Annotated in this window: 17 protein-coding genes; 10 read left to right on the top strand and 7 right to left on the bottom strand. The window is 70.2% G+C overall.

Going from position 1 to position 13250, the window contains the following annotated elements; all coding sequences use genetic code 11:
• On the top strand, positions 1-146 hold a 146-nt coding region (locus ACFYO2_RS47020; protein WP_388362974.1), incomplete at its 5' end, for a zinc ribbon domain-containing protein.
• A 52-nt stretch (positions 147-198) separates the two neighbouring features.
• Here ACFYO2_RS47020 and ACFYO2_RS47015 read toward each other — a convergent pair.
• Entirely contained in the window at positions 199-1827 is a 1629-nt protein-coding gene (locus ACFYO2_RS47015; protein ID WP_388362966.1) for a long-chain fatty acid--CoA ligase, read from the bottom strand.
• A 142-nt stretch (positions 1828-1969) separates the two neighbouring features.
• Between ACFYO2_RS47015 and ACFYO2_RS47010 the strand changes: the two genes are divergently transcribed.
• The 6 genes from ACFYO2_RS47010 to ACFYO2_RS46985 all read left to right on the top strand — a co-directional run bounded on the left by ACFYO2_RS47010 (position 1970) and on the right by ACFYO2_RS46985 (position 7066).
• Positions 1970-3199: a cytochrome P450 gene (locus tag ACFYO2_RS47010; protein ID WP_388362963.1), complete on the top strand. Its 1230-nt coding sequence runs from the start codon at positions 1970-1972 to the stop codon at positions 3197-3199.
• Positions 3200-3245: 46 nt separating this feature from the next.
• A complete protein-coding gene (locus tag ACFYO2_RS47005) occupies positions 3246-3443 on the top strand; it encodes a ferredoxin (protein ID WP_388362960.1) in 198 nt (65 codons plus the stop codon).
• A gap of 2 nt (positions 3444-3445) precedes the next feature.
• Positions 3446-4690 (top strand): NAD(P)/FAD-dependent oxidoreductase, encoded by a 1245-nt coding sequence (locus tag ACFYO2_RS47000; protein WP_388362957.1) that lies wholly within the window; start codon positions 3446-3448, stop codon positions 4688-4690.
• Between the two features lie 27 nt (positions 4691-4717).
• Positions 4718-5887 (top strand): thiolase family protein, encoded by a 1170-nt coding sequence (locus tag ACFYO2_RS46995; RefSeq protein ID WP_388362954.1) that lies wholly within the window; start codon positions 4718-4720, stop codon positions 5885-5887.
• Between the two features lie 11 nt (positions 5888-5898).
• Complete coding sequence (locus ACFYO2_RS46990) at positions 5899-6282, top strand: Zn-ribbon domain-containing OB-fold protein (protein WP_388362953.1); 384 nt, start codon at positions 5899-5901, stop codon at positions 6280-6282.
• Positions 6283-6355: 73 nt separating this feature from the next.
• Positions 6356-7066 carry a TetR/AcrR family transcriptional regulator gene (locus ACFYO2_RS46985; RefSeq protein ID WP_388362950.1) on the top strand — a complete coding sequence of 237 codons (711 nt, stop codon included), beginning with the start codon at positions 6356-6358 and terminating at the stop codon, positions 7064-7066.
• A gap of 31 nt (positions 7067-7097) precedes the next feature.
• On the opposite strand, the gene ACFYO2_RS46980 is transcribed toward ACFYO2_RS46985, so the two are convergent.
• Together ACFYO2_RS46980 and ACFYO2_RS46975 are read right to left on the bottom strand one after the other, a co-directional pair.
• Positions 7098-8402, bottom strand: a complete 1305-nt coding sequence (locus tag ACFYO2_RS46980) for a lipase family protein (protein WP_388362949.1) — start codon at positions 8400-8402, stop codon at positions 7098-7100.
• Between the two features lie 174 nt (positions 8403-8576).
• The gene (locus ACFYO2_RS46975) at positions 8577-9143 is read right to left on the bottom strand and encodes an MMPL family transporter (RefSeq protein ID WP_388362947.1); all 567 of its coding nucleotides are present in this window, start codon (positions 9141-9143) and stop codon (positions 8577-8579) included.
• A gap of 636 nt (positions 9144-9779) precedes the next feature.
• On the opposite strand from ACFYO2_RS46975, the gene ACFYO2_RS46970 reads away from it, so the two are divergent.
• Entirely contained in the window at positions 9780-10349 is a 570-nt protein-coding gene (locus ACFYO2_RS46970) for a TetR/AcrR family transcriptional regulator (RefSeq protein WP_388362944.1), read from the top strand.
• A 255-nt stretch (positions 10350-10604) separates the two neighbouring features.
• On the opposite strand, the gene ACFYO2_RS46965 is transcribed toward ACFYO2_RS46970, so the two are convergent.
• The 4 genes from ACFYO2_RS46965 to ACFYO2_RS46950 form a co-directional block, all read right to left on the bottom strand.
• Positions 10605-10739 carry a hypothetical protein gene (locus tag ACFYO2_RS46965; protein WP_388362942.1) on the bottom strand — a complete coding sequence of 45 codons (135 nt, stop codon included), beginning with the start codon at positions 10737-10739 and terminating at the stop codon, positions 10605-10607.
• Positions 10740-10791: 52 nt separating this feature from the next.
• A complete protein-coding gene (locus ACFYO2_RS46960; protein WP_388362940.1) occupies positions 10792-11022 on the bottom strand; it encodes a hypothetical protein in 231 nt (76 codons plus the stop codon).
• Positions 11023-11234: 212 nt separating this feature from the next.
• On the bottom strand, positions 11235-11405 hold the full coding sequence (locus ACFYO2_RS46955) for a hypothetical protein (protein WP_388362938.1): 171 nt from the start codon (positions 11403-11405) through the stop codon (positions 11235-11237).
• A complete protein-coding gene (locus tag ACFYO2_RS46950; RefSeq protein ID WP_388362936.1) occupies positions 11395-11865 on the bottom strand; it encodes a cupredoxin domain-containing protein in 471 nt (156 codons plus the stop codon). Before ACFYO2_RS46950 ends, ACFYO2_RS46955 begins: the two co-directional genes overlap by 11 nt.
• Positions 11866-11999: 134 nt before the next feature.
• On the opposite strand from ACFYO2_RS46950, the gene ACFYO2_RS46945 reads away from it, so the two are divergent.
• Positions 12000-12575, top strand: a complete 576-nt coding sequence (locus tag ACFYO2_RS46945; RefSeq protein WP_388362933.1) for an RNA polymerase sigma factor — start codon at positions 12000-12002, stop codon at positions 12573-12575.
• Positions 12576-12580: 5 nt separating this feature from the next.
• The gene (locus ACFYO2_RS46940; RefSeq protein ID WP_388362972.1) at positions 12581-13237 is read left to right on the top strand and encodes an anti-sigma factor family protein; all 657 of its coding nucleotides are present in this window, start codon (positions 12581-12583) and stop codon (positions 13235-13237) included.
• The last annotated feature ends 13 nt before the right edge of the window (positions 13238-13250 follow it).

The following is a 13250-nucleotide window of genomic DNA, read 5'->3' as shown; positions in this document are numbered from 1 at the left end:
AATGCGGGCACACCGCCAAGGAGAACCGGCCCACACAGGAAAAGTTCCACTGCGTCGCCTGCGGCCACCACGCGCACGCCGACACCGTGGCAGCCACCAACGTTCTACGGGCCGGGCTGGTCCGTCGCAAGGCCAACCCGGCATAGCGAGAAGCCCCCGGCTTCAGCCGGGGGAGGAGTCACCCCCTTTCTTCGGCGCTCAGCCCAGTGTCGTCACCGCGAGCTCCTGGTCGGCGTAGGACCGTCGGATCCGGTTCTTGTCGAGCTTGCCCACGCTCGTTCTCGGGATCCGCTCGACGAACGCCCAGCGCTCCGGCAGCCACCAACGGGCGACCCGGCCGGTGAGGAACGCCCGCAGTTCCTCCGGCGTCACGGCCGCCCCGTCGCGCAACGTCACGCAGGCCAACGGCCGTTCCTCCCACCGAGGGTCGGGCACGCCCACCACCGCGGCCTCCGTGACCGCCGGGTGCCCGGCCAGCGCGTTCTCCAGCTCCACGGTGGAGATCCACTCGCCCCCGCTCTTGATGCCGTCCTTGAGCCGGTCCTTCAGCTCCACCCATCCGCCCGGGTGAATCACTCCCAGATCACCGCTGCGCAGCCGGCCGTCGCGGAACTTGTCGGCCTGCTCCTCGGCCGTGGCCCGGAAGTACGACCCCGCGACGGTCGGGCCGCTCAGCTCGATCTCTCCCACGGCCTTGCCGTCCCAGGGCAGTTCGGCTCCCGACTCGTCCACCACACGGGCCCGCACCCCGGGCACGAGCCGGCCGCTGCGGGTGGTCCACCCGGTCGCCTGGTCGTCCGGGGTGCCGTGCGGCGGGCGGGAGAAGGTCAGCAGGGGACTGGTCTCCGTCATGCCCCAGCCCTGTGTGAGCCGCACCCCGTGGTGGGCGTGGAAGCTGTCCGCCAGCGCGGCCGACAGCGGCGATCCCCCTGCCACGGCCAGCCGGAGGCTGCTGAAGTCCGCGCCCGTGGCGACCCCGTGGTCGTCCAGTCCGCTCCACAGCGTCGGCACGGCCGCCGCCGCGGTCACCTTCAGGTCGCAGATCGCGCGGGCAAGATGCGCGGGCTGCAGGAACCGGTCGATCATGATCAGGTCTGCCCCGGCCAGCCAGGCCGCGTAGGGCCAGCCCCAGGCGTTGGCGTGGAACATCGGCACGATGGGCAGCACCCGGTCGGCGTCGCTCATCGCGTAGGCGCTGCCGGTGGAGATCTGCAGGGTGTGCAGGTAGATCGAGCGGTGGCTGTACGCCACCCCCTTCGGGGCGCCGGTGGTGCCGGTGGTGTAGCACAGGACGGCGGCCGAGCGTTCCGGCAGCTCCGGCCAGTCGAAGCCGGCCGGGGCGCCGTCCAGCAGGGTCTCGTAGTCGTGCACGGTGACCCACGGCGGAGCCTCGAGTCGTGCTTCGCCGACGACGATCACGTGCCGGACGGTGGGCAGCCGGTCGATGATCCGCTGCAACTGCGGCACCAGGTCCGCGTCCACGATGACGGCCTTGTCGGCTGCGTGGCCCGCGATGTAGACCAGTTGCTCGTCGTGCAGCCGCAGGTTCAGGGTGTGCAGCACCGCACCCATGCCCGGGACGGCGAAGTACGCCGCCAGATGGGTGGGGGTGTTCCAGGCCAGGGTGGCAACCACGTCGTCTCGCCCGATCCCCAGTCCGGCGAGCGCGGCGGCCAGCCGCTCGGTCCGCTCGGCCAGACCCGAGAAGGCCGTCGAGGTGGTCGTATCTCCCCTGTAGTGGTGGACGCGGCTGTCCGCGTGCACGGCGGCTCCATGCCGGAAGATGCCGCTGACCAGCAGCTCCGCCTCCTGCATCGTGCTGTCCATGATGTGCCCTTCCTGATGTCCCGGCCCCGCCCTCCCACTCGAGCGGTTGACCGTTGGCTAGGCTGCGTGTTTACGTTAGACCGTACGTACGGTCAATAACAACGGTGCATGTTCAGAACGACGAGGGATTCGAGGAGTTCGAGTGATCGCTCAGACGCTGGGTCCGGACCTGGGGCATCCGGACACCTACCGCGACGGAGTCCCGCACCACCTGTTCGCGGAGCTGCGCCGGACGCGGCCCGTGGCCTGGATCGAGGAACCCGCCTCCGAGGGTTTCGCCGGCGGGCCGGGCTTCTGGGCCGTGACCAGGTACGAGGACGTCGTCACGGTGTCTCGCAACCCGGCCGTCTTCTCCTCGCACAGGGGAGCGACGTTCCTGAGGGACCAGCGGCCGAAGGACGTTGCCGCGCTCCAGCAGATGATGCTCAACATCGACCCGCCCGACCACGGCAAGCTGCGGTCCATCGTCAGCAAGGCGTTCACCCCGCGCATGGTGAAGGGCATGTTCGACTCGGTCGACGCCCACGCGGAAGCCATTGTGGCGGACCTGGAGCCGGACACCGAGATCGATCTGGTGGAGAAGGTGTCGTCCGAGATGCCGCTGCGCGTCCTCGCCGACGTCCTCGGGGTGTCTTCCGCCGACCGCGGTCTGCTGTACGACTGGACCAACCGGATGGTCGGGCTCGATGACCCCTCGTACGGCGGCCTGCCGTCCTTCGTCTCCGCCTTCACCGAGATGTTCGCCTACGCCGCCGAGCAGACCCGGGCCAAACGCGAACACCCCACCGACGACATCTGGAGCACCATCGTCAACGCGGAGGTCGACGGCGAACGGCTGTCGAGCGGGGACCTGAACCGCTTCTTCCAGCTGCTGGTGATCGCCGGCAATGAGACCACCCGCAACCTGTTGACCGGAGCCGTGCTCACCCTCGGCCGCCACCCCGGCCAGTGGGACGCCCTGCGCGCCGACCCCGAGCTGCTGCCGTCCGCGATCGAGGAGGCGCTGCGCTTCCACTCGCCGGTGATCCAGTTCCGACGTACGGCGACCCGCGACACCGTCCTCGGTGGCCAACGGATCGAGGAAGGCCAGAAGGTCGTGATGTTCTACGGCTCCGCCAACCGCGACGAGGCCGTGTTCGCCGACCCGGACCGTTTCGACATCACCCGCAACCCGGTCAACCACCTCGCCTTCGGCACCGGCACGCACTTCTGCCTGGGCAACAGCCTGGCCCGGATGGAGGCGCGGGTGCTGCTCGGCAGGCTCTTCGCCCGGTTCCCGCACATGCGGCTCGCCGGCGAACCGGAGCGGTTCCGCTCCAACTTCATCAACGGAATCCGGCGACTGCCCGTCCAGCTCGGGCCGGCCGCCTAGCCCCTCGTTCGTTCAGCCCTCTCGACGCCAAGGAGGCGACCCGACCATGAAGATCCTGCTCGACCGCGGGAAGTGCACCGGCCTCGGCATCTGCGAGTCCCTGTCGCCCGACGTCTTCGAAGTCGACGACGAAGGCGCTCTCGTCCTCAGCACCGACGTCGTCCCCGACGGAAAACTGGCGGAGATCCGGGCAGCGGTGACCAGTTGCCCGACCGAGGCCCTCCGGCTGGCCGAGGACCGATAGCCGTGACCACACCACAGCGACTGGTCGTCGTCGGCGCATCCCTGGCCGGACTGCGCGCTGTCGAAGGCGCCCGCGCGAGCGGCTTCACCGGTTCCATCACGCTCATCGGCGCCGAGGACCACCTGCCGTACGACCGTCCGCCCCTGTCCAAGGCGTACCTGGCCGAGGCACCCGGCGGCCCCCCGGACACCACCTTCCGCACCGAGGACACCCTGCGCAGCGAACTCGGCGTCGACCTACGGCTCGGCGCCCGCGCGACCGGCCTGGACACCGAAAGCCGTACGGTCCTGGTGGACGGCGGCGCCCCGGTCCCTTACGACGCACTGGTCATCGCCACCGGAGCCGCCGCCCGTGTCCTGCCCGGAACGGAGGGCCTCGCGGGCGTCCACACCCTGCGCACGGCCGACGACGCGGCGGCGGTTCGCCGGGCGCTCGACGACCGAGCCCGGCTCGTCGTCGTCGGCGCCGGTTTCATCGGCTCGGAGGTCGCCTCGGCCGCCCGTGAGCGGGGCCTGCCGGTGACCGTCGTGGAGGCCGCCGACGTTCCCCTGCGCCGGGCCCTGGGCGACGAGATGGGTATGGCCTGCGCCGCGCTGCACGACCGGGCCGGCACCGATCTGCGGCGCGGGGTGAGCGTGCGGGCAATCCGGCGGGACGGCGACGGAATCGGCGTCGAACTCAGGGACGGCAGCACGCTGCACGCGGACCTCGTCGTGGCCGGCATCGGGGCCGACCCGGCCACCTCCTGGCTGGACGGATCCGGCGTCGCGCTCACCGACGGGGTGCGCTGCGACCGGACGCTGGCCACGTCGGTACCCGGCGTCTACGCCGCCGGTGACGTCGCGCACTGGTACAACCCGTTGTTCGGGCGGCCGATGAGGCTCGAGCACTGGACCAGCGCCGCCGAGCAGGGCGCGACTGCCGCTGTCAACGCCCTGAACCCGGGGGAGGCCCGGCCGTACTCCACCGTCCCCTACTTCTGGTCGGACTGGTATGGCACCCGCATCCAGTTCGTCGGGTTCTCCCGGGCCGACGAAGTCCGGGTGGTCAGCGGTGATCCGGCGGACGGGCGATGGGTGGCGCTCTACCGCACCGGCGAACGCCTCACCGGCGCGCTGGCGGTCGACCACCCCACCCATGTCATGAAGTACCGGGTGATGATCAATCGCGGTTGTACCTGGAACGACGCGCTGGACTTCGCACGCGAACGCAGCGCGCGGGCACGCCGAACCACCGCAGTGGCCTGACGAGCGGCTTGAAGAAGGGAGATCCGGATGAGCGGCCGCCATGCGGCGATCGCGGGCCTCGGCCTGACCGAGGTCGGCAAAGTGTACGGGCGTACTGCGGCGGACTTCGCCGACGAGGCGGTACGGCTCGCGGTGACGGACGCAGGCCTGAAACTGCGGGACGTGGACGGACTCCTGATCAACGCGGGCAAGAGCCCCGGCCTCGACCTGGGCCTCGCCAAGCGTCTGGGCCTGCGCGACCTCACCCTGCTCTCCCAGGTGCAGTCCTTCGGCGCCTCCGCGGGCATCATGGTCGCGCAGGCCGCCGCGGCCGTGCTCTCCGGCGCCGCGACCACCGTCGTCTGCGTCTTCGCGGACGCGCCGCTGCGCGAGAACGCCCGGAGCGGGGACGCGTACCTCTCCAGTTCGCTCACCGCCACCGGTTTCCGCAGCGCGGAGACAGCCGGCGGATTCACCAGCGTCAACCACCGCTACGCCGTGGCCGCCGCCCGCTATATGGCGCACTACGGCGTCACCCATGACCACCTGGGTGCCGTCGCGGTCGGGCAGCGGGAGTGGGCCGCGCACAACCCCGCCGCACAATTCCGCAAGCCGCTGATCCTGGAGGACTACCAGCGGTCGCGCTGGGTGGTGCGGCCACTGCACCTGTTCGACTGCTGCCTGGTGTCCAACGGAGGCGCCGCCGTGGTCGTCACCACCGCCGAGCGCGCCGCCGCCCTGCCCAGGCCACCGGTCCATGTGTGGGGCTGGGGCCAGGCACACCCGGGATATGTGATGGAGCGGGGCAGCGACTTCGGTCTCGTCACGGGAGCCGCCGCCTCGGGAGCCGCCGCGATGAGGATGGCCGGTATCACCCCGTCCGACGTGGACGTCCGGGAGATCTACGACTGCTACACCTACACGGTGCTGGTCACCCTGGAGGACTACGGTTTCTGCGCGAAGGGAGAGGCCGGAGAACTGGCGGCCTCCGGCGCGCTCGCCCCCGGCGGCGCGCTGCCCACCAACACCGGCGGCGGACAGCTGTCGGGCTTCTACCTCTGGGGCATGACCCCCCTGGTCGAAGCCGTCCAGCAGGTACGCGGCCAGGCTGGGGAGGGCCGCCAGGTCCCGCGCCACGACGTCGCGCTGGTCAGTGGCAACGGCGGCGTCCTCGACCACCACGCGACCCTGGTGCTCGGCGCCGGGCACGCCTCCTGAAGGAGCTCTTCATGACCGTGCACACCATCGCCCGACGGGACGCGGCATCAGCGGCGTGGTTCGAAGGGCTCACGGAGGGTGTGCTGTTGATCCGCCGCTGCGACGCGTGCGGCCACCACTGCCGCCCTGACGCCGAAGCGTGCACGGCCTGTGAGTCACGGGACCTGCGATGGGTCGAGGCCATGGGCACGGCGCGGGTCGTGGCCGCGGTGTCGACCCCGGGCGAAGCCGGGAGCGCCACGATCCAGGCCCTGGTCGAACTCGCCGAAGGGCCCTGGCTGCACGCACCGGTCCTGGGCGCCTCCTCCGCCCCGCCACCGGGGACGGCACTGGTCCTGACGATCCTGCGCCCGGACCAGGGCGAGCCGTTCCCCGCGTTCACCGTGCCCGCCTGACTGGTCGCTCGTACGGTCAGCCGACGCGATAGAGTGGGGAGCGTTCGTCGTCGGGAACACGGAGGGACCTGAAATGGCTGCTAGGCGCGCGGGTGCGGGCGCCCCGGGCAGGTCGGGCCACATCCTGGAGTCGTTCACGCGCCGAGTCGCCCAGTCCGGCTACGACGGCACCAACTTCAGCGACATCGCGGCGGAACTGGGCATCTCCAAGGGCACCATCGTCCACCACTACGGCACGAAGGACCGGCTGCTCGCCGCGCTGCACGAGTCCTACATGCGCCGCAGGCTCGCCGAGGCGTATCTGATCGTGAACCGGCTGTCCTCGCCGCCGGAGCAGCTCGCGGGGATGCTGTTCGCCTTCGTGCTGTACCAAGAACATGACCGTGACGCCACGGTGGCCTTCCAACGGGAGATCGCCAGGCTCGCGGACCACGAGACGATGAGCGAGGGCGTACGCCTGCGCGGGGAGTACCTGGGGCTCGTACGAGGCATCCTGCGCAAGGGAACGGAAAGCGGCCAGTTCCGCCAGGGTGACCCCAACCTCCAGAGCCTGCTGATGATGGGCTCCGCCCAATGGGCCTGGACCTGGTTCGACCCGTCCGGACCGCACACGGCCGAGGAGGTCGGCGCCAGTCTCGTCGACATGGTGCTCGGCGGCCTGCTCACCCGCCCGGGGACCGCGCCGGGGCTTGCCGATCCCGACGGCGCGGTGCTGAAGGTCGTTCGCTCTTGTCTGGCCGACGCCGCGGCTCCCAGCGAACCGCCCTCGACCCCGGCTTCCTGAGGGGAAGCCGGGGTGTGGAAGGACCGGCGGATCAGGGAAGGCTCACTTCGTGGCAGCCGGCAACGGCCTGCTTGCCCGCGAGGCGGTCGGCCAGCCACTGGACGCCGGCCGGCGCCCCGGCGATGAACCCGGAGATGTGCTCGAGGCCGGGGAGGGCCACGTACTGCACCGATGCTCCTTGAGCGCACCAGTCGTGGTAGAGCATGTCTCCCTGGGTGAACGGGACGATGGTGTCCGCCGTGCCGTGGTAGAGGTACGCGGGCGCGCCGGGCTTCCTCGTGCCGAGCAGAGAGGCTCGGTAGGCCTTCTGCCAGGCCGGGTCGGAAAGGACGTCGGGGTCGGTGACCTGACCGGTGGTGGTCGTGCCGAACTCGGCGAAGTCCTCGATGAAACACGACTGCTTGACGCGGTCGATGACCAGCCTGCCCTCGGACGTCAGCCTGCCGTCCAGGTCGAGCTCGGGGTAGGCGTGGTTCAGCCCGACCAGGGTTGACAGCCCGAATCCGGCGCCCCCGGTCACTTTGCCGTTGAGGTGATTGACCAACTGCAGCATGTCGGCGGGAACGCCACCGGCCAGTACGCCCTTGAGGTGCAGCGCGGGTGCGTAGGCCGGCTGCAGTTCGGCCGCCCAGGCGGCGGCTTGCCCGCCCTGCGAGTAGCCGGCGATACCCACGGGGGAGTCCGGAGACACTCCCGAGCCCCTGATCTGCTGGGCGGCGCGGAGAGCGTCCAGCGCGTTACGTCCCTCGGACTCCCCGACCAGGTACGACGGGTCTCCCGGGGTGCCCTGTCCCTCGTAGTCGGTCACGACGACGGAGATGCCGAGGGCCACCAACTGCTGGTACTCGGCGATCTCGTAGTCCGGGCTGGTCGCGCTGGCCTCCAGCAGGTCGGCCTGCTTCGACGGCGCGCACCTGTCGTCGAGACCCCGGGTGCCGGGAGTGCCCACGACCACCGGATTGTCGTCGCCGGGCTTCTGCAGCAGCGGAGTCAGCAGCATCCCGGTCGCCGGCACAAGCCGGTCGTGGAGGTCGGTCGAGAGGTACATGATCTGCTGAACACGGGCGCCCTGATACGACGACAGCAGAACGTCCCGGGTCCTGATCACATCACCGGGCTTGCCGTCCGGCAGCGGCGAGGGCGGGACGTAGAACGCGTCGCCGCTCAGTTGCGGCGCCGACAACACCGAAGCGGGCAGGGGCGAAAGCGTGGCCGAAGCCACGCCGGCGCCTCCGGCCAGCGCCAGCAATGCCGTCGCGACCGGAACAACGCCCTTGGCGGCCTTGCGAACACCGGCCCTGCGCACACCGGCCTTACGTACACGACGTCGACGCATCACTGCTCCCTATTTCGACCATGCTCTCGTGACAGCCGCGACCGCGTATTGACCGTACATGCGGTCAGCGGATCGCATGCTAGAAGACATGCTGACGTCTCGCAAGCGGGACCTGGGTGGAGATCGGAGTCCCGGCGGGGTGCCTGTGTGTCACCGGCACCCCGCTCGCAGGGGTCAGCCCACGGTGACGGGGACCGGCTTGTCGGCGGTGTCGTCGGACGGCACGTCGGTCTCCTTGATGCCGAACCGGTCGTAGAAGCGCGCCAGGGGTGCTGGAGCCCACGAGGCCGCTCTTCCCAGCAGTCTCGTGACGGCCGCTCCCAGCAGGGTGCACACCACCAGCACGTCCACCAGGACCACGAACACCATGCCGACGCCGAAGAGCTTGATGGTCAGCACATCGCTCATCCCGATCGCCGCCAGTGGCACGTACATCAGCAGCGCCGCGCTCGCGACCAGCCGGCCGATGGACCTCAGCCGCCCGGTCGCCGCGGCTTGCGTGCTGTCGCCCAACTGGTCGTACTGCTCCCGCATCCGGGACACCAGGAACACCTCGTAGTCCACGGAGAGCCCGAAGGTCAGCCCGAACAGCATGATCGGCATGTCGGGCTCGATGTTGCCCGTCGGGTCGAAGCCGAGCAGGTTGTGCAGACGGCCGTCCTGGAAGATCCGGACCAGGACCCCGAAGGTCGCGGTCGGCGACAGCAGGTACATCGCGATGGCCTTCAGTGGCAGCCGCACCGAGCCGAACGCGTCGAGGGTGTCGCCATAGACCGCCGACTCACGAGAACGGCCGCGCCGCGAGGTCGAGCAACCAGTCGCGTGCCACCGGCCTGCGCGGGCCTCGACTTTGCGAGGCCGATGGACGCGCCGGCCATGGGGGTGCCACCGAGTGCACTCACGGCACCGGCAGGCGAGCGATGCCGGGCGCGCCCGACGCGGCAAGGAGGGTGAGCGCACCGACCCTGGAGGCCGCGATGGGGGTGCCGACGTCCGGTCGCCACCCCCATCAAGGCGCCGCCCGGCTTCTACCGCTTCCTCGCGGAGTTCGAGCTGCTGCGACAGATCGCCAGCGGTATCCGCTCGGTCCTCCCTCTACTGTGAGGCCCGAGGCGATGCGGCCCTGGCCCGGTGCTGGATGATGACGACTGTCGGCCTCATTGCGGCCGCACTCTTCGGCTTCGGGGTAACGCGCCGGCATGACCCAGGGGCTGCACCACGTCCCCGCGGTAACGGGGCCCGAGAAGACCGTCGCCCCGGAGTAGTGGGAACCGTCCTCATGGGCCCGCTCGGCCGTGGGCGGCGCCATAGATCACCCCGACAAGCGCTGCAAACCGATCGGTTTCCAACGGCCTGGAATCGAGTTAACCTCGCAATATGACCACCGAAGCAAAGTCGAGCTCCCGAGGGCGACTGCTGGAGGCAGCGGCCACGCTCACCTACCGAGACGGCGTCAATATCGGCGTCGACGCGCTGTGCAAGGCGGCGGGGGTGTCGAAGCGCTCCATGTACCAGCTGTTCGAGAGCAAAGGCGAACTGCTGGCGGCGAGCCTGGAGGAACGCGCCTCCGCCTATATGGCGACGCTCCTTCCCGCGGCCGACGACAACCGTCCACCCCGCGAGCGGATCCTGCACGTCTTCGAACAGGCGGAATCAGAGGCGAGTGCACCCGACTTCCAGGGCTGCCGGTACCTCGTCGCGCAGATCGAGCTCAAAGACCAGAGCCACCCCGCGAGCCGGGTCGCCCGCCAGGTCAAGGGGATCCTGACAGCCTTCTTCCGCGCCGAGGCCGAACAGGGCGGAGCGGGCGACCCGGACCTGCTGGCCCGGCAGCTGATCCTGGTCTTCGACGGCGCCAGCGCCCGCGCGGGAGTCAAAGCCGACACGCCGACGGGGCTCGTCGCTCCCACCGTGGCCGTCCTGCTCGATGCGGCGGACATGCGCTGACGCAGCGCGTGACGAGCAGTCGCGGCGACCGATGTGCTCGGCGAGTCACAGTCGGGCCTCCGGCGGCCCGAGCAAATCCCGTGACACCACACCCTTGCCCTTTGCCATCCGAAGTGAGTCCGATAGCCGCAAGAGGGTCGATGAGCACGCCGTATCCCGCGTTGTTGACGACCGTTACCACCAGCCCGTCCGGGGCGAGCGGCAGCTCGGTGCAGTGGTCGGCCGGCGGCAGGACGGCCCTGCGTCCCCGCCCGCTCACGAGGCGTCCTCCAGCAGCAGGGCGATATCCTGGATGCCCTGCGATTCCCGGGCCAGCCGGGCGAACACGTCCTCCAAGTCCTCGACGTCGCTGCCCGGGTCGGCGGCCGCGAGGATCGACTCCAACTGCAAGTGCGCGACCGGCGCTAATGGTGACGTCGGGTATTGGAACTGCCCGAATGCCTCAGCCGGTGCGGACCCAGGCGGTGAAATCGTCGGCGAGTCCTGGCGGGTTGGCCAGCTCGGTTCGGCGTGCGATCCCCTCGTAGTACTCCAACTCGTGGACGATCACCGGCACGGGTCTGCCGAGGGACTTGTCGATGACGCCGGTCTTGTGAAGGGTTCGGGCGAGCTGCCAGCAGGCTTGGTTGAAGTGGGCCTCGATCTGCGCGGCAAGCGACCCGACTGTCGTCATCCAGTCTGCGGGGTCTGCCGGCTCGTCGTACCAAAGTCCGAGTTCGCTGATCCATTTCCGGCGAGCTGTGGCTCCTGCGGGGTCGCTGGCGAGGTCACCGACTACGACCAGTTGGTTCTGGATCCAGAAGGCGTAATTCCAGCGGGCTTCTGCCTGGTCGGAAGCGTCCTGGATACTGCGTCGAGCCTGTGCTTCGGTGTTGTAGCCGATCGTCAGGGTCGGCTGACGCGGGTCGTCGTCCTCGTTAGGAAGAGCGGCCCGATGGTGGCGAGGTCCCGGTAGCCCTCGGCCCACAGGCTCAGATGGATCGCGGCCATCGCCGCCGTCAGCCCGGCGCCGGCCAGGCGCAGGACGAGCCTCGCGGCCGCTCTGTTAGTAGGCACTGCCCGAAGAGGTGTTGTTGTCGGACGGTGCCGGGGCCCCGCCGACGCTGATCTCCGTCTTCATACCGAGGTCCTTATGTCCGTCGACCGGGCAGTAGACCTCGTACGAGCCGGACTTCAGCGTCACCGTGAGGGTCGTGGACTGACCCGGATCCACCGTCTTGCTGCGGTTCTCGCCGCCGGGGCCCTCGATCTCCAGGGCGTGTACGTGTGAGCCCGTGTTCTTCGCGGTGAAGGTGTACTGGCCGGGCTGGAACTTCTCCGTCGAGAGCTTGATGTGGAAGTCGGACAGCTCTGCCGTGACCTGGGCGCCGTGGCTGGTGCTGGCGCTGTTGTCGTTGCTGTTGCTGTTGCTGCTGCCGTTGCCGTTGCCACCGCCTCCACAGGCTGCGAGCAGGGCGGTCAGGCCGCCGGCGGCCACGCCGAGGAGAATGCGGCGGTGGATGTGCGAGGTGGTCATGAGTCGGTCCTCCGGGTTGTCCCCCCTGCAAGAGGTACGGCGCTGCCGGGCCGAAGGATTGCGGCCCGCGGGATTGCGCGGGCGGAGAATGGACGTAAGGCAATCTCTTCCGGGCGTCGGAACGTATCCCTGGTATGTGGCGTATGGGCCTCTTTCTCGGGCGGGTCCCCGACGAGGCACTGCTCACCGGTCTGACGACGGGCGATCCGGAACTCGCCGTCGCGTTTGTGCGCCGTTTCCAGCGCACGGTCTTCGGCGTGGCTCTCGCCGTCCTGGGCGACCCCCAGCTCGCCGAGGACGTCGCCCAGCAGACCTTCGAGCGGGCCTGGCGGCACGCACAGGTGTACGACCCCCGTCGCGGCTCCGTGCGGTCCTGGCTGACGGCGATCGCGCACAACCTCGCGATCGACGCGGTACGGGCCCGGCGGGCGAGCCCGGTCGACCCGGAGGACCTGGACGCGCTGCTCGGCATCGTGACCGAGACGCCCGAGCGGCGGGCGCTCGCCGACGACAGCGCGGAGCGGGTCCGGCGGGCGGTGGCGGAGCTGCCCCTGGAGCAGGCGCGGGCCCTGGTGATGGCCGGGATCTACGGGATGACGGCGCGGGAGGTCGCGGACGCGGAGGACGTTCCGCTGGGCACGGCGAAGACCCGGATCCGGACCGGGACGCTCAAGGTACGAGCCCTCCTCGAAGCGGCGGAGAAGCGGTGAGCGGCATGGAGTGCGAGCGGCTGCGGGAGCTGGACGCCGAGTTGGCGCTCGGGGTCCTGCCTGCCCGCGAGCGCGCCGAGGCGGTCGCCCATCTGGACCGCTGCCCGAACTGCCGGGAGCACGTCGAGCGGCTGACGGTGGTCGGCGACGGTCTGCTCGCGCTGCTGCCGGGCGCCGAGCCGCCGGTCGGTTTCGAGAGCCGGGTCGTACGGGCCCTGGGCGCCGCGCCCGCGCCGAAGCGGCGCAGGCACCGGCTAGGGCTGGCGGCGGCCGCCGCGGCCCTGGCCTGCGGTTTCGGCGGATGGGCGATCGGCACGGTGGTCGAGGCCGCGCCACCGCCGGTCTCACAGCGGACGGACGGCGGCCTACGGGCGGCGGCCCTGGTCTCCGACGGCCACGAAGTGGGCCGCATCTACGCCCATGCCGGTGACGAGGGCTGGGTGTACATGTCCGTCGATCTGGACGGGAACGGGAGGGGCCCGGTGCGCTGTCTGCTCGTACACGCCGACGGATCGACGGTCCCGGTGGGTTCCTTCCCACTCAAGGACGGCTACGGATACTGGGGCGCACCGGCCGCGACCGACCCGACGACACTGACCGGCGCCCGCCTGATGGCCCCGGACGGAAGCGTCTTGGCCACGGCGAGCCTCCCGACGGGCTAGCTACTTGCCCCTG

Source organism: Streptomyces sp. NPDC006602, assembly GCF_042870385.1.
Lineage (GTDB): Bacteria > Actinomycetota > Actinomycetes > Streptomycetales > Streptomycetaceae > Streptomyces.
Note: the sequence above shows the minus strand (reverse complement) of the source record. Positions and strands in the feature narration are given on the sequence as shown.